At 64.5% G+C, this 17,276-nt stretch carries 19 protein-coding genes; 10 read left to right on the forward strand and 9 right to left on the reverse strand.

The genetic code is table 11. The annotated features are described in order from the left end of the window. Positions 1-148: 148 nt before the first annotated feature. From HOP59_RS06530 to fnr, 6 genes are all read left to right on the forward strand, one after another. On the forward strand, positions 149-2,041 hold the full coding sequence (locus HOP59_RS06530; RefSeq protein WP_010626258.1) for a histidine kinase: 1,893 nt from the start codon (positions 149-151) through the stop codon (positions 2,039-2,041). A gap of 5 nt (positions 2,042-2,046) precedes the next feature. Then, positions 2,047-2,712 carry a two-component system response regulator NarL gene (gene narL, locus HOP59_RS06535; RefSeq protein WP_010626257.1) on the forward strand — a complete coding sequence of 222 codons (666 nt, stop codon included), beginning with the start codon at positions 2,047-2,049 and terminating at the stop codon, positions 2,710-2,712. Between the two features lie 286 nt (positions 2,713-2,998). After that, a complete protein-coding gene (locus HOP59_RS06540; protein WP_010626256.1) occupies positions 2,999-4,630 on the forward strand; it encodes an MFS transporter in 1,632 nt (543 codons plus the stop codon). Positions 4,631-4,698: 68 nt separating this feature from the next. Then, positions 4,699-5,157, forward strand: coding sequence for a universal stress protein (locus HOP59_RS06545; protein WP_010626255.1), 459 nt, complete (start codon positions 4,699-4,701; stop codon positions 5,155-5,157). A gap of 54 nt (positions 5,158-5,211) precedes the next feature. Then, positions 5,212-6,717 carry an MFS transporter gene (locus tag HOP59_RS06550; protein WP_234253265.1) on the forward strand — a complete coding sequence of 502 codons (1,506 nt, stop codon included), beginning with the start codon at positions 5,212-5,214 and terminating at the stop codon, positions 6,715-6,717. A 162-nt stretch (positions 6,718-6,879) separates the two neighbouring features. Continuing rightward, positions 6,880-7,650: a fumarate/nitrate reduction transcriptional regulator Fnr gene (gene fnr, locus HOP59_RS06555; RefSeq protein ID WP_010626253.1), complete on the forward strand. Its 771-nt coding sequence runs from the start codon at positions 6,880-6,882 to the stop codon at positions 7,648-7,650. Between the two features lie 44 nt (positions 7,651-7,694). On the opposite strand, the gene HOP59_RS06560 is transcribed toward fnr, so the two are convergent. Both HOP59_RS06560 and HOP59_RS06565 read right to left on the reverse strand, forming a co-directional pair. After that, complete coding sequence (locus HOP59_RS06560; RefSeq protein WP_010626252.1) at positions 7,695-8,135, reverse strand: host attachment protein; 441 nt, start codon at positions 8,133-8,135, stop codon at positions 7,695-7,697. Between the two features lie 69 nt (positions 8,136-8,204). Beyond that, positions 8,205-8,708 (reverse strand): Hsp20/alpha crystallin family protein, encoded by a 504-nt coding sequence (locus HOP59_RS06565; protein WP_010626251.1) that lies wholly within the window; start codon positions 8,706-8,708, stop codon positions 8,205-8,207. Between the two features lie 372 nt (positions 8,709-9,080). Between HOP59_RS06565 and HOP59_RS06570 the strand changes: the two genes are divergently transcribed. From HOP59_RS06570 to HOP59_RS06585, 4 genes are read left to right on the forward strand one after another with little or no spacing between them, the layout of a single operon-like run. Next, complete coding sequence (locus tag HOP59_RS06570; RefSeq protein ID WP_086510542.1) at positions 9,081-9,527, forward strand: DUF4870 family protein; 447 nt, start codon at positions 9,081-9,083, stop codon at positions 9,525-9,527. A gap of 15 nt (positions 9,528-9,542) precedes the next feature. Next, positions 9,543-10,106 carry a hypothetical protein gene (locus HOP59_RS06575; RefSeq protein ID WP_234253266.1) on the forward strand — a complete coding sequence of 188 codons (564 nt, stop codon included), beginning with the start codon at positions 9,543-9,545 and terminating at the stop codon, positions 10,104-10,106. After that, entirely contained in the window at positions 10,107-10,697 is a 591-nt protein-coding gene (locus HOP59_RS06580) for a cytochrome c oxidase subunit 3 family protein (RefSeq protein WP_234253267.1), read from the forward strand. A gap of 4 nt (positions 10,698-10,701) precedes the next feature. Then, positions 10,702-11,010, forward strand: a complete 309-nt coding sequence (locus tag HOP59_RS06585; RefSeq protein WP_234253268.1) for a hypothetical protein — start codon at positions 10,702-10,704, stop codon at positions 11,008-11,010. 73 nt (positions 11,011-11,083) lie between these two features. Here HOP59_RS06585 and HOP59_RS06590 read toward each other — a convergent pair whose 3' ends face one another. From HOP59_RS06590 to HOP59_RS06620, 7 genes are all read right to left on the reverse strand, one after another. Then, entirely contained in the window at positions 11,084-11,290 is a 207-nt protein-coding gene (locus HOP59_RS06590; RefSeq protein ID WP_010626246.1) for a hypothetical protein, read from the reverse strand. A gap of 11 nt (positions 11,291-11,301) precedes the next feature. Further along, positions 11,302-13,242: a nitric oxide reductase activation protein NorD gene (locus tag HOP59_RS06595; protein ID WP_234253269.1), complete on the reverse strand. Its 1,941-nt coding sequence runs from the start codon at positions 13,240-13,242 to the stop codon at positions 11,302-11,304. 162 nt (positions 13,243-13,404) lie between these two features. Beyond that, on the reverse strand, positions 13,405-14,223 hold the full coding sequence (locus HOP59_RS06600; protein WP_234253270.1) for a CbbQ/NirQ/NorQ/GpvN family protein: 819 nt from the start codon (positions 14,221-14,223) through the stop codon (positions 13,405-13,407). Between the two features lie 70 nt (positions 14,224-14,293). After that, positions 14,294-15,646: a cbb3-type cytochrome c oxidase subunit I gene (locus tag HOP59_RS06605; protein WP_234253271.1), complete on the reverse strand. Its 1,353-nt coding sequence runs from the start codon at positions 15,644-15,646 to the stop codon at positions 14,294-14,296. A 30-nt stretch (positions 15,647-15,676) separates the two neighbouring features. Next, a complete protein-coding gene (locus tag HOP59_RS06610; protein WP_010626242.1) occupies positions 15,677-16,123 on the reverse strand; it encodes a c-type cytochrome in 447 nt (148 codons plus the stop codon). Positions 16,124-16,472: 349 nt separating this feature from the next. After that, complete coding sequence (locus HOP59_RS06615; protein ID WP_010626241.1) at positions 16,473-16,796, reverse strand: carboxymuconolactone decarboxylase family protein; 324 nt, start codon at positions 16,794-16,796, stop codon at positions 16,473-16,475. A gap of 76 nt (positions 16,797-16,872) precedes the next feature. Beyond that, positions 16,873-17,265, reverse strand: a complete 393-nt coding sequence (locus tag HOP59_RS06620) for a SirB2 family protein (protein ID WP_010626240.1) — start codon at positions 17,263-17,265, stop codon at positions 16,873-16,875. Positions 17,266-17,276 lie beyond the last annotated feature (11 nt).

Raw genomic sequence — 17,276 nt, forward strand, 5'->3', positions numbered from 1 at the left:
GTCAGGTCAAAAGGGCAAGCGAGGTACCTCTTTGGTGGCAGAACACCGTATCGACAGGTAGGATGCGCCGCCAGCTCTTGGGGTTTAATGTCGCTGAGGAGTTATAGTGTCGACATGCCCCGCGCCTTTGTGGAGACGCCCGCCGTCAATGAAACTGCTGCAACGTTCCCTCGTGGCCCGTATCGTCGCTTCGCTGCTGGCGATCAGCGCCATGGCCCTTATCAGCATCGTGGTGACCATGGCCGTGGCCGGTGGCAGCCGGGGCGACGCCGCGGCGATCAACGTCGCCGGCTCGCTGCGCATGAATACCTACCAGATCGTGGCCGCGCTGCAGCGTTACGAACGCGTTCCCTCGCTGGAGCATCGGGCCGAGGTGCACGTACTCAAGCGGCGCTTCGAGGAGCGCCTGGCCAGCGACGAGCTGACTGGGGCGATTCCGGTTTCCGAAGCCCATGAGCTGCGTCGCCAATATCGCCTGATACTCGGCCGCTGGCACAACGAACTGGCCCCCCAGGTGAGCGAGGCGGTGGCCAGCCAGTACGTGCGCATCGAGCCGCTCAACCGCACCCTGGACGGCCTGGTGGGCGACATCGACACCATGGTCAAGCAGCTCGAGCAGAACACGGAAGCCAAGATCCGCCTGCTCAGTGCGCTGCAGATCCTGTTCCTGGGCCTGACGGCGGTGGTCGTGGCCATCGCGCTCTACGACATTCGCCACAACTTGGTGGCGCCGCTGCGCCAGCTGATGGTGCTGGCCCGCGAGGCCGCGCGGCGCAACTTTTCGCTGCGTACCCAGCTCAAGGGCAGCGATGAACTGGCCATGCTCGGCAAGACCTTCGACACCATGTCCGAGGAGCTGGGCACCAGCTATGCCGAACTCGAGGACAGGGTCAAACGCAAGACCCGGGAGCTCGAGCGCAGCAGCCAGGTGATGCAGGTGCTCCACGACGGCAGCCGCTCGCTCTACGGCGGCGGCAACGACCTGTGTACCAGCGCTGCGCCCATGCTGCGCCGGGTGGCGGAGCTGCTCGACATCGGCCCCATCCGGCTGTCGCTCAACGACCCCCACGACGACCGCCAGATTCCCGTTCTTGCCACACACGCCGCGCGACGTCCGGACTTCTGCCGCGACCACGACTGCCACGCCTGCCTGATCTCCCCGCACCCTATGCGTCTATCCGATACCGAAGAGGGCGACTGCGTGCTGCTGCCGGTGAGCGTGGGCGACGAGATGCTCGGCACCCTGGAAGTCTGGCACCCCAAGGACGAGCGCCTCTCCGACGGCGTGCGGCGACTGCTCAACGCCCTGGCCGACCAGCTGGCCACGGCGGTGTATCTGCAGCGGCGTATCGAAGAGGAGCAGCAGGTCTCGCTGATGAGCGAGCGCACCATCATCGCCCGCGAGCTGCACGACTCCCTGGCCCAGTCGCTCTCCTACCTCAAGATGCAGGTGGCGCGGCTGGAGCGCATGCAGGCCAAGGACGCCCCCAAGGAGATGCAGGCGGCGGTGTTCGACGAGCTGCGCACCGGCCTCAACAGCGCCTATCGTCAGCTGCGTGAGCTGCTCACCACCTTCCGCCTCAAGCTGGAGGGGCCCGGCCTGCAGTCGGCGCTGCAGCAAACCACCGAAGAGTTCGCCGAGCGCATGGGCGCCCCGGTGGAGCTGCACTTCGACGTGCCGCCGCATTTGCTCAACCCCAATGAAGAAATTCACCTGCTGCAGATCGCCCGCGAGGCGCTGAGCAACACGCACAAGCACGCCCAGGCGCACTGGGCCGCCGTCACGGTGAAATTCCATGAAGCGCGTATCCTGCTGCGCATCGAGGACGACGGCGTGGGCCTCGAGAACGACGACTCGCCGCCCATGCACTACGGGCTGATCATCATGCGCGACCGCGCCCACACCCTGAGCGGGGAGCTCAAGCTCTCCAATCGCACCGAGGGCGGCACCTGCGTGGAAGTGGTCTTCACGCCCCAGACGGCGCGACTGATCACCCGCCAGCAAGCCATCGAACCCACCCTTCACGACCAAGGAAACTGAGACCCATGGGCCAGTCAGTCAACGAGACCCCCGCCAGTATCCTGATCATCGACGACCATCCGCTGCTGCGTCGCGGCGTGGCTCAGCTGCTGGAGCTTGAAGAAGACCTCGAACTGGTCGGCGACGCCGGCGAACCGCAGCAGGGCGTACGCATGGCCGCCGAGCTCGACCCCGACATGATCCTGCTCGATCTCAACATGCCGGGCATGGACGGCATCCAGACGCTGAAGGCGCTGCGCGACTCGGGCTATGCCGGACGCATCGTCATGTTCACCGTCTCCGATCACGAGGAGGACCTGGTGGCGGCCCTGCGCGGCGGCGCCGACGGCTACCTGCTGAAGGACATGGAGCCCGAGGAGATGGTGCGTCAGCTGCGCCAGGCGGCACTGGGTCGCATGGTGGTGAGCGAGAGCCTCACCGCCCTGCTGGCCGAGGCGCTGCGCAACCAGCGCTCAGCCCCGGCCACGCCGGACATCCACAGCCTGACCCAGCGCGAGCGCGAGATCCTGCGCGAGCTGGCCGGCGGTCTCTCGAACAAGCTGATTGCACGCAAGCTCGACATCTCCGAGGGCACGGTGAAGGTCCACGTGAAGCACCTGCTGAAGAAGCTCAATCTGCGCTCGCGGGTAGAAGCTGCGGTGTGGGCCGTGCAGGAAGGCATCGATAGGTAGAAAGCTGGGGAATACCCCCGGTTCTGTGTGGATACCTCCAAAGACTTCCAGGCGCCGACAAGGCGCCTTTTTCTTGCCCCGGCGCTTTTCTCTTCGTCAACAAAACAACGACTTAGCCAAATACCCCTGCTACCTCTCAAGAGGTATTTCCCTGATTTTTCGGCATTTTCGGCCGGTTTCGCCGCCCTTTTCCCGGGCGTATCTTTGCCTCAACCGAACCTGAATTGATCCCGGTCAGGACGGATGTCGCAAGGCGGGATCAGTGGAAACTCAAGGGGAAAACGTCATGGCTAAATCGAGCGCCGATATCGGCAAGCTCGGTGCCGGCAGACCGAAAAATGCCGACATCGAGCACTGGGATATCGAAAACGAACAGTTCTGGGAGCAGGAGGGCAAACGCGTCGCCTCCCGCAACCTGTGGATCTCCATCCCCAGCCTGCTGATGGGCTTCGCGGTGTGGATGATGTGGGGCATGATCACCACCCAGATGCAGAACCTGGGCTTCCCCTTCGCCGTCGATCAGCTCTTCATGCTGACCGCCATCGCCGGCCTCTCCGGGGCCACCCTGCGCATTCCCGCCTCGTTCATGATCCGTATCGCCGGCGGGCGCAATGCCGTGTTCTTCACCACCGCGCTGCTGATGATCCCCGCCTTCGGCACCGGCGCCGCGCTGATGAACCCCGACACGCCGTTCTGGGTGTTCCAGGTCCTGGCGCTGCTCTCGGGCATCGGCGGCGGAAACTTCGCCGCCTCGATGAGCAACATCTCCACCTTCTTCCCCAAGAAGAAGCAGGGCTACGCTCTGGGCATGAACGCCGGCCTGGGCAACTTCGGCGTCACCACCATGCAGATCCTGATCCCGCTGGTGATGACCGTGGGCATCTTCGGCGCCATTGCCGGTGGCTCCATGGAGCTGCAGAGCGCCAGCGGCACGCTGATCGGCCGCATCGAGGCGGGCACGCCGACCTGGATCCAGAACGCCGGCTTCATCTGGCTGGTGTTCCTGGTGCCGCTGGCCTTCCTCGGCTGGTTCGGCATGAACAACCTGCGTCCCATCACGCCCAACCCGGGCACGCCGATGCAGGCCTTCGGCAAGATCCTCGGCCTCTACGGCGTGGGCGTCATCGCCACCGTGGTGGGTATCGTCACCCTGCAGTGGTTGGGCATGTGGGTCGCCCTGCCGGTCACCATCCTGCTGACCCTGGGGCTGATGCGCCTGATCCCCGGTGAGATCAAGCCCAACATCCAGAAGCAGTTCGCCATCTTCTCGAACAAGCACACCTGGTCGATGACGGTGCTCTACATCCTGACCTTCGGCTCGTTCATCGGCTTCTCCGCCGCGCTGCCGCTGTCGATCAACGTCATCTTCGGCAACATGATGGAAGTGGCCGCCGACGGCAGCGTGACCCGCGTGGTCAACCCCAACGGCCCCAGCGCCCTGACCTGGGCCTGGATCGGGCCCTTCGTTGGCGCCCTGATCCGCCCCTTCGGCGGCTGGGTCTCCGACAAGGTGGGCGGCTCCATCGTCACCCAGGTGATCTCGGTGGTCATGGTGGTGGCCTCGGCGGTGACCGGCTACGTGATGATGCTGGCCTACAACTCCACCGACCCCAACAGCTACTTCGCCCTGTTCATGCTGCTGTTCGTGATCCTGTTCGCTGCCAGCGGCATCGGCAACGGCTCCACCTTCCGCAGCATCGGCGTGATCTTCAACGCCCAGCAGAAGGGCCCGGTACTGGGCTGGACCTCCGCCGTGGCCGCCTACGGCGCCTTCATCGCCCCGGTGGTGATGGGTGGCCAGATCCGTGCCGGCACCCCCGAGCTCGCCATGTACGGCTTCGCGATCTTCTACGCGGTGTGCCTGCTGATCAACTGGTGGTTCTACCTGCGCCCCGGCGCCGAGATCAAGAATCCCTGAAATGCCGTCCGTGCTCCGGCTGCACGCCGGAGCACACCCCTTACCCTTGCCTTCTTCGGAGGGATGTCATGAAAGTCATGATCGCTTATGACGGCTCACGCAACGCCAAGCTGGCCCTGGCGCAGACCGTCAGCCTGTTTCGCTGCAACGCCCCCACGCTGATCCTGGTCGGCGTGGCGGAGAACCCCGGCGACGCCACCGACGCCAACGAGGAGCTGTTCCAGCAGGAGTATGAGGAGCTCAAGGCCGCGCTCAAGGAGGGCGCCGACTTCGCCCATCAGGAGGGCTTCGAGGTCGACTGGGTACTGGCCGAAGGCGACGCCCGCAAGATGCTGCTGCAAGCCACCAAGAAGCATACCCCCGACATGCTGGTCATCGCCCGCCACAGCAGCAAGCCCGACGGCGGCATCATCGCCCAGTCGTTGAGCTACTTCGTCGACGAACTCGATTACATGACCTTCGGCAAGGTCAGCTCGTTTCTCGCCCGGCGCGTCGAATGTCCGCTCTTGATTCTGCCAAGCCCGTGACGGCGATCCCGTCATGCGTGGCTAATTTCGCTTTCACTTCAGGATGATACGACCATGAAAGTGTCTTCCATCTTCAAGTTTCGCAGTCCGGAGATCAGAGCTCTTCACCTGACCTGGATCGCCTTCTTCATCACCTTCTACGTCTGGTTCAACATGGCGCCCTTGGCATCGAGCATGCTCAAGAGCGTCGACTGGCTGACCCGCGACGACATCCGCCTGTTCGCCATCGTCAACGTGGCGCTGACCATCCCGGCACGTATCATCGTCGGCATGGCGCTGGACCGCTTCGGCCCGCGCCGGGTGTTCTCGGTGCTGATGGTCTCCATGGCCGTTCCGGCACTCGTGTTCGCCTTCGGCAACACCATGTCGCAGTTGCTGATCTCGCGCCTGGTGCTCAGCTCCATCGGCGCCAGCTTCGTGGTCGGTATCCACATGACCGCGCTGTGGTTCAAGCCCAAGGACATCGGCTTCGCCGAAGGCTTCTACGCCGGCTGGGGCAACTTCGGTTCCGCCGTGGCCGCCATGACGTTGCCCACCATCGCCCTGACCATGTTCGGCGGTGCCGACGGCTGGCGCTACGCCATCGGCATGAGCGCCATCGTGATGGCCGCCTACGGCGTGTTCTACTGGTTCGCCATCACCGACGGCCCCGACGCCCGCGCCCACCGCAAGCCGCGCAAGGCGCTGGCCATGGAAGTGAGCTCCTGGCGCGACATGGTCCTGCTGATCCTGTGGACCATCCCGCTGGTGGGCTGTCTGGCCATCCTGGTATGGCGCATCGAGGGCATGGGCTACCTCTCCTCCACCGGCGCGCTGATCTGCTACGCGGTGATCGCCGCCGTGGTGGTCTATCAGATCGTGCAGATCCTGCGGGTCAACATCCCGATCCTCAAGAAGGGCGTACCGGAGGACGACAAGTACTCCTTCGGCAGCGTGGCGGCCCTCAACAGCACCTACTTCGCCAATTTCGGCGCCGAGCTGGCGGTGGTTTCCATGCTGCCGATGTTCTTCGAGGAGACCTGGGGGTTGACCGCCGCCGCGGCGGGCATGATCGCCGCCTCGTTCGCCTTCGTGAACCTGGTGGCACGCCCCATGGGCGGCCTGGTGTCCGACCGCATGGGCAACCGCCGCTTCGTCATGCTCAGCTACATGTTCGGCATCGGTATCGGCTTCGTGCTGATGGCCCTGCTCAACTCCAACTGGCCGCTGATCATCGCCATCGCCATCACCATCTTCACCTCCTTCTTCGTGCAGGGGGCGGAGGGCGCCACCTTCGGCATCATCCCCTCGATCAAGCGCCGCATCACCGGCCAGATCTCGGGCATGGCCGGCGCCTACGGCAACGTGGGAGCGGTGGTCTACCTGACCATCTTCACCTTCGTCACCCCGACCCAGTTCTTCTACATCATCGCCGGCGGCGCCTTCCTCAGCTGGCTGATCTGTCTGATCTGGCTGAAGGAGCCGGAAGGCGCGTTCGACGAGGAGTACTACGTCTCCTCGGTGGACCGCATGATCGAAGAGCAGGAACTGGCCGCGGCACAGGCGCAAGGCAAGTCATGAGGGTGGGTTGAATCGACCCTAAGGCTCACCAAGGCGGCGACTTCGGTCGCCGCATTTATTGGGACAACACTAAGTAAAGCGTCGTATATGCCTATCCCAACCCTTCACCGTCATCTGGATTGATTATTCTTAGAAGAGAGCGATACAGGACGAGGTGTTGCCATGGGGGAAAGCAGCAACGCTAGTCAATTGATTCGACTTCATGAAATTCGTAAGGCTTGCAGCTCCTGCAGCCTGCGCGAACTCTGTTTGCCTGTTGCGCTGGACCGCAAGGATACCGACGAGCTGGATCGTATCGTCGAGCATCGCCGTCCCCTGAGGAAAGGTGAGAAGCTGTGCCGTCCGGGCCAGCCATTCAGCGCCATCTATGCCGTACTGAGCGGCAGTCTGAAAAGCAGCCTGTTGGGGCACAGAGGCGATAGCCAGGTCATTGCTTTCCACCTGCCGAGCGAGCTGGTCGGGCTTGATGCCATCGGCAGCGGGAGCCACCCCACTACCATCGAGGCGCTGGAAACCACCAGTGTGTGCAAGATTCCCTTCTCCCAATTGGAAGCCCTTTCACGCAAAATCCCCGGGCTGCAGCACCAGTTACTGAGAGTGATGAGCAAGGAGATATTTGATGAGCATGAGCTGTTGCAGGTGGTGTCGCGGCGAACTGCCGAGCAGCGCCTGGCCATCATGCTGATCAATCTGGGTCAGCGTTTCGGTCGACGCGGCCTGTCGCGAACGCGATTCCGTTTGCCCATGTCCCGCCTCGACTTGGGCAACTATCTCGGGCTCGCCCCGGAAACGACGAGCCGAGCGTTTCGGCGCTTCATCGATCAGGGCTTGCTCAAGGTTACCGGCAAGGAAGTCGAACTGCTGGACCCGAGCGCACTACAGGAACTCACCGACGGTATGAGCGCACCGTTCCACAGCAGAAAGCAGCGTTGAGGCAATCTGCCAATGCGCCGCACTCCTCCCCGATCGGTTTTTGCTCACACAGGCCGCCCGGGCAGATGCGCGCGAATCTCCTCGGCACTCAGGCTGGCTAGTTCCTTGTCCAGGATATGGGAAACGCACTTCATGACCTGCTCCGGCAAGGCCTCCTTCAAGAACCCGAGAAAGCGGGGCGGCGCGCAGAGCACCACATGACCAAGCGCCCCCCTGCCATACTCGGCGCCAAGCCGTTCGCCGATCGCAGTGGCAAAGCGGATCGCTTCCTGTTCCTTGGGCGAATGGTGCTTGCCCATGGCATGCCGACCGACACCCATGGAATCGAACGTCCGGCCGGGACGATCGGCGTTGATGTCTCGCTCGTGCAGTTTGCCTTCAGGGTTGAACAGTGTGTCCACTTCCTCCAGGGCGGCCGTTGCTTCGGGCGCGGTGAAGAATCGCGCACGTGCCTGATCGGCCACCACCACCCAAGTCGCTTTCATGCCCACCTCCCGTGTAGTCAATAGGCGAGCCGAGCATTTCGGCCCGCCGTCTCGTCACCATCTGGAAACTCACTTGATATCGAGCTTGCGCCGAGGTACCTCTTTGACCTTCGGCAGCGTCAGTTCCAGCAGCCCGTTGTTGAATTTGGCCTCGGCCTTGTCGGCATCGACTTCGCAAGGCAGGGCAACCGTACGTTCCACACGGCCATGGGAGATTTCACAGCGATAGTACTCGCCGCTTTCTTCCTTGGACTCCTTGTGGCGCTCTCCCTTGATCGTCACGGTGCTGTCGGTGACCGAGACATCCAGATCCTCACGCGCCATACCGGGAAGCTCGGCACGTATCACAACCTCCGCATCCCGGTTGACGACATCGACCTTGGGCATTCGGCTCCCGGCGGCAAGCCGCTCGAAAACCGGCAGGTCCCAGCGCAGCGGATGCCCCCATCCTCGTTCGAGAAAGCGGTCGAACATACGGTCAAGCTCACGGAACGGGCTCGCTTCCTGCGGCGGCGTCGCTGACGGCACTTCACTAACGTTGGGTCTGATTTCCTTCACGCTCTTCTTGGACATGGCACTGGCTCCTGTTGGCGAATCCAAACGCAGTGCAGCGATCGGACTCATGTGCATGCTTGCCATTGAGAAAGCTAGGACGGATCCGGCCCAAGCAAGTTGATGCAAATCAAGTCAGCGACCACTATCACTTTCTCGCCTGTAGCCAAGAGGAGCGAATCTGCTCCCGAGCCAGGCTAGTCAGGATCAAGCAGGCCACAGCAGAGCGGTGGCGCGACACCCCACCTCGCCGAATCCCATACCGAAACGGCCCTGCATTGATCCAAGGCAAGGACAGCCAGTTCCTCACCAGGCATAGTGCCAATAACAGGCATTCAAAATACTCATTAACTTCCGACACACCGCGTCGACACACACCCACGGGAGGGAGCGATGTCCACCATCTCGTACTCCAATGCGCCAGCCGACACGGCCGCAGCGCCGCTCGATACCCGAGGCCGGGCTCTGGCCGCCGTCGTCTACGTGCTCTATCTGGGCAGCATCATGGCGGTGGTCACCGCACCCATCGGCGTGCTGATCGCCCACCTTCGCCGTCGCCGCAATGCGGAATGGGTGGAAAGCCACCTGCTGTTCCAGATCCGTACTTTCTGGCTGGGTGCCCTGGCCGGTGGGGCGGTGCTGGCCGCCTGGTACCTGCTGGGCCTGATTGGCGCACCCTCCTGGGCTTCCTGGGTGCTGGGCTACGGTTTCTTCACCGCCTGCCTGGCCTGGACCATCGGTCGCAGCGGCGTGGGGATCAACCGCCTGCTGAACGACCGCGCTATCGATGACCCGCGCAGCCTGCTGTTCGGCGGCGCCAAGGTGTCACTGGAAGACTGATTGGGGAGCTCGCCGATGACTACCGCCACCTCGCCCCTGCGCCTGGCGCCGACACGTTCCGCCGCCGTCACCGGCCTGGCTTGGGGCTTCATTGCGTTCTCCACGCTGACCGTGGCACTGCTCACCCTGCCGCTACTGCCCGGCGAGGCGCTGGTCGCCTCGCTGGGCGTCGAAACCGGCAGCGGTGGGCTCACCGGCGGGGTGGCCTGGCTGATCGAGCGCAGCAATACCGTGGCCGGCCTACTGATGGTGGGCGCCGCCGTGACCCTGGCGCTCTCCGTGGCGCTGCTGCAGCGTCGGCGCTGGGCGCGGCCGGCTTTTCTCGGCCTGATGGCGGCCGGCTTCGTCGGCGTGCTGGGCGGCGCCGCCCTGACCCCGCTGACCTTCGGCTTCATGGCCGATGCGGCCGGCGAAATGGCCCGCTACGAGGATTCTGTAGCTGGCCTGATCGGCGCCCTTTCGGTGTTGATCATGTTGGCCACCGCGCTGGTGGTGCTGTTCGCCTGGGCCGGCTGGAAGCTGACCACGCCGGCGGTTCGCGCCGAGTTCGAACGCACGCCCGTCGCCACGGAGCGCTAAGTGGCAGAGCGTCACGAGCTGTCTCAGCCACGGCCGCTGCCCAACCCGGGCTGGGGGCCGCTGGCGGCGCTGCCCGGCAATCCGCTGATGTGGGTGCTGATCCTCAGCGAGATGGTGGTGTTCGCCGCCTTCTTCGGTCTGTTCGCCTGGCTGCGGGCCGGCGAGCGCGAGGTGTTCGACGCCTCCCAGCAGCTGCTCGACCCGGTGGCCGGCGGCATCAATACCATGGTGCTGCTGACCAGCGGACTGTTCGCCGCCCTGGCGGTGCAGTCGATCGGCCGTGGCGACAGACGCCGCTGCCGCCAGTGGTTGGGGGCGGCCTTCGCCCTGGGCGTGGTGTTCTGCGTGGTCAAGGTGGTGGAATACGCCGACAAGCTCGGCCAGGGGCTCATGCCCGAGACCAATACCTTCTTCACCTTCTACTACCTGCTGACCGGCTTCCACTTCGCCCACGTGCTGTTCGGCCTGGGGCTGATCGCCCTGGTGGCCTGGCGCATCTCCCACGACAACGTGGAGACCGCCGCGGCCTTCTGGCACATGGTCGATCTGATCTGGATTCTGCTCTACCCGATCCTCTACCTGCTGAGGTGAGCCCATGCGCGCCATGCAAGACGCCTTTCGCGATGCCGCCACCCGCCGGCTGCTGATTACCTGGGCGGTGCTGATGGGGCTGACGCTGGTTACCATGCTCTCCGCACAGTTGGGCGGCGATGCCCGCCTGGCCGCCCTGCCGCTGTGGTCAGCAGGCCTGCTGCTGGCCACCACCTTCTTCAAGGTGCACCGGGTGCTGATGGTGTACCTGGGCCTGGCCGACGCTTCGCCGGCCTGGCGCGGCGCCTTCGTTGGCCTGGTACTGGCCACTCTGGCGCTGGTGGCTTCGGGATACATGATGGCCCGCTTCTAGCGACTTGCTTAGCAGGACTCAACGAAACGGCGCCGCTATCGAGGATAGCGGCGCCGTTTACTGTGGCATGGGTTCAGTAGGTGGGTGGCGGTGGCCCGACGCCGGCCCACTCCGCCAGCCGCCGGCCCAGGCGGATCAGGCCGTAGACGGCGAAGGGGGCAACGAACATCATCAGGATGCCCCAGTCCTGGGTGTTGATCACCCAGGCCAGCGGGGTGATCACCGCGAAGGCGGCCAGCAGGCCGAGGCACAGGGCAATGGCGGGACGGTTTACTGTCATCTTCACTCCCCCTAGTTACCTATGATTTGACGGTAGATACCCGGCAGCGCAAGCGACAGGTGCTCCGGCCGGTTGACGATGGCATAGCTGCCGCGGCCGAACAGGTGCGACACGTACTGGTGCGCCTCGCTGTCGATGGTCACGCCGAACACGCGCACCTCGTGCTGGCGCGCCTCGAGCACCGCCCGGCGGGTGTCCTCGATGCCGTAGCGGCCCTCGTAGTAGTCGGTGTCGTTGGGCTTGCCGTCGGTGAGCAGCAGCAGCAGCCGGTGCCGGTTGGGCCGCTCGGAGAGCTCCTTGGTCACGTGGCGGATCGCCGGCCCCATGCGGGTGTAGTGGCCGGGCTTGAGCGCCGAGATGCGTCTTGCCACCCGTTCGTTCATGGGCTCGTCGAAGGTCTTGAGCGTGTTGACCCACACCTTCTGGCGCCGATGCGAGGTGAAGCAGTGGATGCTGTAGTCGTCGCCGCAGCCGGCTAGGCCGTGGCCCAGCACCAGCAGCGCCTCCTTGGCTACGTCGAGCACCCGGCGATCCTCCAGCCAGGCGTCGGTGGAGAGCGAGACGTCGACCAGGATCGACACCGCCAGGTCGCGGGCCTGCTGGCGGGTGGCCTGGTAGAGCCGGTCGCTGGACTCGCCGGTGGCGGCCAGGTCGCAGCGCGAGCGGATCACCGCGTCCATGTCGAGCTCGCTGCCGTCGTACTGGCCGCGCAGGGTCTCGCGGCGCGGTCGCAGCGCCTCGAACTCTCGGCGTACGCGGCGAATGCGCCGCTGGGTGGCGGCATCGGGCTGCCACTGCTCGCCCTCCTCGCTCTGCAGTTCGGTATGCACCAGGCAGTGTTCGGGCAGATAGATCTGCTTCCGGTAGTTCCACTCGGGGTAGGTGTGCTTGCCGCGCAGGCGCTCGCCCAGCGCCTCGTCCGGCGGCAGGTCGAGGTCGACCTTGATGCGCGTCGCCGCCCGCTGCTTGTGCGGGCTGAGGATGATCTCCTCCATCTGCTCGGCGGCGCGCTTGGCTTCCTCGTCCTCGTTGTCCTCGACCAGGCGGTTGAGGTTCACCATCTCGGTCCAGGAGAGCATCTTCTCGAAACGGTTGGCGATCAGCGGATCGTCGCGCTCGGTCTGGTCCTGGCGCTTGCGCTCGGCCTTGCGCTTGCCGTCGCTCACCGTCTGGGCGCTGTTGGTCTCGCCCTCTTCCGGGTCTTCCCGGCTCTCGTCGCGGCCGGCCCCGGTACCCAGGGCCACCACCTGGCCCCACAGCGGCACCGGCAGCGGCGGACGATAGCCGCGCGGCGCGCCGATACCGTCGAGCGACAGCTCGGGCCGCGTCACGGCGTGGTGCAGGGCCGCAGCCCAGCCTTCCAGCTCCCGCGCTTCGCCGAGCAGCACGCGCAGGGTCTGTTCCAGCGCCAGCTCCATGGTCGGCAGGCGCTTGCGGGCCGGGCGCACCAGCAGCAGTGCCTGGCACAGCCGGCGATAGCGCTCGGCCAGCCCGGGGAAGCGTTCGAGCGCGGCGTCGCGGGCGCGCACCGCCTCGCGCAGGCGAGCCAGGTCGGCGCGCAGTGGGTCGCGCTGCGGTTCGGGCTCACGCGCGACGGCCAAGTAGGCCACCAGCCAGAAGTAGAGATCGCGATTGAGCCCGGCATCGGGAAACAGATCGATCTGCGGCGGCAGCAGCAGGTTCTCCTCGTCGCGCCGGGCCTGGTCGATGGCCTCGTCGTCGAAGCCGAGCCGCTGACGCAGCGACAGGCGGTGATTGGAGCTGCGCGCAATGATGGCGGCGACTTCAACGCCCGCCTCCCCGCCGCTGGCGCGGAAGAACACGCCGAGCACGTGACGCATCCGCTCCATGGAAACGGCCGCTTCCGGATAGCGCTGATAGCTGGCCGCACTGGAGGCCCAGCGATGCCAGTGACGACCGACGAACTCTTCGAGCTCGAGAATTTGCAGCATGGCGGTTCTCCTACTCCTATTAAGGGAGCGCTGAGACATGTCACGAGCGAAGATAGGCTGGGCGCCGCCGAAGCGCAGGAACCGGAGTGTAGCCTGCTACATGAGGATTCCGAGCACCGCCGGCGGTCAGGATATCGAGCGCAGTAATGTGTCAGTGCTTCCTCAGCCGAAAGTGGCGCGAATCGACTCCATCAACCCTTCCTGCACGTCCAGATCGTCCGAGAGCGGCTCGACCAGGGTGGCGCGGGTGGCCTCGAGAATAGGCATGCCGGCGTTGATCAGGGTGGCGCAGTAAACCAGCAGGCGGGTGGAGACCCCCTCTTCCAGGTCCTGGCCCTTGAGCTCGCGCAGGCGCCCGGCCAGGTTGACCAGTGCGGCGCAGCGCTCATGGGAGAGACCGCTCTCACGGGCGACGATGTCGCACTCTACCCGCGGCGGCGGAAAGTCGAACGACATCGCCACGAAGCGCTGGCGGGTGCTCGGCTTGAGCGACTTGAGAATGTGCTGATAGCCGGGGTTGTAGGAGACCACCAGCATGAAATCGTCCGGCGCCTCGAGCAGCTCGCCGGTTCTTTCCAGCGGCAGCATGCGGCGGTCGTCGGTAAGCGGGTGCAGCACCACGGTGACGTCCTTGCGGGCTTCCACCACCTCGTCGAGGTAGCAGATGCCGCCCTCGCGCACGGCGCGGGTCAGCGGGCCGTCGACCCAGCGGGTCTCGCCGCCCTGCAGCAGGTAGCGGCCGGTGAGGTCGGCGGCAGTGAGGTCATCGTGACAGGAAACGGTGAACAGCGGACGGCCCAGCTTGGCCGCCATGTGGCTGACGAAGCGGGTCTTGCCGCAGCCGGTCGGCCCCTTGAGCAGCAGCGGCAGGCGCTGCCGGTACGCCTGCTCGAACAGCGCGCACTCGTTGCCGACCGGCTCGTAGTAGGGCAGCTCGCGCGCGAAGGCGGCAGCGGCGTTGGTGGCAGTAGCGGTATGCATGGCGAAACCTCCCCAAGAAAGAAGAGCCGGGAGAGAAGAGGACGGGGCGGCATGCCGCCCCGTCCCTGGCTCACTCGGTGGCGACGATGGAGGGCTGCCTGACGTGAGCGCCTACCTGCTCACGGGCCGGCCCGAACACCGCGTAGAAGAACATGGCGGCGGCGAGGGCAACGAAGATGCCGGTGCCGAAGCGCATCACGTAGAACAGCTCGAGCTGTGCCTGCACCTGCATGAAGTTCATGCCCAGTACCCGCTGCAGGTGGGTCTGCACCACACCGGCGAAGGTCAGGGTGAAGGTCATGAACCACATGGCCGAGGTCATGATCCAGAACGCCCACATGTTGAGCACCTGGTTGTAGGGCTGCACGCGGCGCAGCTGCGGCATGGCGTAGGTGATGATGCCCATGATCAGCATCACGTAGGCGCCGTAGAAGGCCAGGTGGCCGTGGGCGGCGGTGATCTGGGTACCGTGGGTGTAGTAGTTGATCCACGACAGGGTGTGCATGAAGCCCCACACACCGGCGCCGAAGAAAGCCACGGCGGCACAGCCCAGGGTCCACAGCATGGCGGCCTTGTTGGGGTGGTTACGGCTGCCCTTCCAGAACATGTAGAAGGCGAACACCACCATGGCGAAGAACGGAATCACCTCCAGGGTGGAGAAGATGCTGCCGATCGGCTGCCAGTAGCCGGGGGTGCCGATCCAGTAGTAGTGGTGGCCGGTACCCAGCAGGCCGGAGAACAGCGCCAGGCCGACGATGACGTAGAGCCACTTCTCGATGATCTCACGGTCCACGCCGGTCATCTTGATCAGCAGATAGCCGAGCAGCGAGGCCATGATCAGTTCCCACACGCCCTCGACCCAGATATGCACGATCCACCACCACCACAGCTTGTCCAGCGCCAGGTTGTCGGGGTTGTAGAAGGCGAACAGCCAGAACACCGCGGCCAGCCACAGGCCCAGCATCAGCACCATGTTGATGGCGGTCTTGCGGCCCTTGAGCATGGTCAGGCTGGTGTTGAACAGGAACATCAGGAACGAGACGGTGATCATCAACTTCGCCCACAGCGGCTGCTCGAGGTAGTGACGCCCCTCGTGAATGCCGAACTGGTAGCTGATCAGCGCGCCGGCGCCGGCAATGGCGAACAGCAGCAGCTGGAAGTAGGCCAGCTTGGGACTGTAGATCTCGTTCTCCGCCTCTTCCGGCATCAGGTAGTAGGTGCTACCCATGAAGCCGATCAGAAGCCACACGATCAAGAGGTTGGTATGGCTGGTACGGGTGATGTTGAAGGGCATCGCCTCGGACATGAAGTGCGGCCACACGTAGGCTGCCGCTGCCGCCAGTCCGAAGACGATCTGTAGAGCGAATAGTGCCATTGCCAGCATGAAGAACGGCAAGGCCACCTTCTGCGTTTCGTATTTCATCGTTCGACTCCTTGGTTCCTGGAAGGGGGATCAGCCCGCCGGGTGCGGCGGCCAGCCCTGGGTGTCGATGGAATCGGTCCACTCCAGGAAGTCGATCAGCGCCCGCATCTCTTCGTCGTTGATGTCGTGAGCCGGCATCTGGCGACGGCCGGGGGCGCCGGTGGGCTGGGCGTTCATCCACGCCGTCAGCGCCATGCGGGCAGCCTCGGGGTTGTCGCGTCCGCCGAAGCGGGTCCAGACGTTGCCGACCTCAGGCGCGAAGTAGGAGCCTTCGCCGAGGATGGTGTGACAGTTGATGCAGTTGTGCTCTTCCCACACGTGCTTGCCCAGGCGCACGGAGTCCGACATGGGCTGGGTCGAGGTATTGACGATGTAGAAATGGCTGTGAGCCGTCAGTGCGGCAAACAGCAGGAAAAAGAAGAGCGAGCCGCCGTAAAAGATATTACGGGCCGCCGCCTTGGTGAGGCCTTCGGTCATGGGCCTTTCCCCCTCGCTGGTGACACTTCAGGGACCTGCGACCGAAGTCGGCGAGCCCCACCCCTTAAACAAGCATCTATAATGCATCTTAAGAGTAACGCCACGAGTCAGAGGCGGCATTGACCTTCGTCAAATCGGCGGTGATGAACGGCGCGAGCGGCGAGAGAACGGAGCTTTCAGAGAGCGGTGGAATGTCGCACGGCGGGCCGCTGGGGCCCGCCCGTCAGTTGTAGGTAAACGCACGAGCGGGATGAAGGGCTAGGCGCACGGCGCGCAGGAACCGGAGCCTATGGGGTATAGGTGAGGATTGCGAGCACCGTGCAACAACGCCCTTCACCCGCGCAGTCGTTTACCGCCGGGTATCGGTGATGTCCTCGATCCAGGTCAGTGCCGCCACCCCCGCCGGCAGCCCCAGGGTGGGAATCGCCAGCATGGCCACCTGCTTCAAGGCCTCCGGTTCGATGCCTTCGTCCATGGCGCGGCGCATATGGGAATGCACGGCCCCCTCCGAGCCGCCGCCCACCGCCAGCGCCAGCTTGACCAGGCGCCGCGTGCGGTCATCCAGCGGACCCGCTTCGGCGCACGCCTTGCCCAGCGCAGCATAGGCGCGCCACACCTCGGGATAGTCGTCGGCCACCTTGCCGGCACCGGAAGGAAGATCTTGATTGGCCATGTGGTTTTTCCTCGTCTTGTCGTGAATGTCTCGGCAGGCTTCAGTATAGAAGCCTGCAGCGTCGTAGAAAGCCGTCTCAAAGGGGCAGGAAGAACCAGGGGTCCTTGGTCATGGCCGTGCCCATGATGTAAACGAACACCACGATGGCGGCCAGCGCGGCTAGCCCCCGCGACATCGGCGTGCGCCCGCGCTTGATCGCCACGGTGCCGAGCAGGATGTAGCCGAGCAGGCCCAGCAGCTTGGCGGCCAGCCATGGATGGTGCTGCGGCCACATGGAAAGCATCGTCATCAAGGTGAGCCCCAGCAGCAGCAGCAGGGTGTCGTTGATGTGGGGCAGGACCCTCACCCAACGCCGCTGCAGCAGGGAAGTCTCGCGCACCGACCACCAGGCGCGCACGATGAAGAAGGTGATACTGAGCACCGCGGTGGTCATGTGCAGGTGCTTGATCAGTGAATAGTACTCGATCATCGACTGGCTCC

This window comes from Billgrantia aerodenitrificans (assembly GCF_021404405.1).
Classification (GTDB): Bacteria; Pseudomonadota; Gammaproteobacteria; order Pseudomonadales; family Halomonadaceae; genus Halomonas; species Halomonas aerodenitrificans.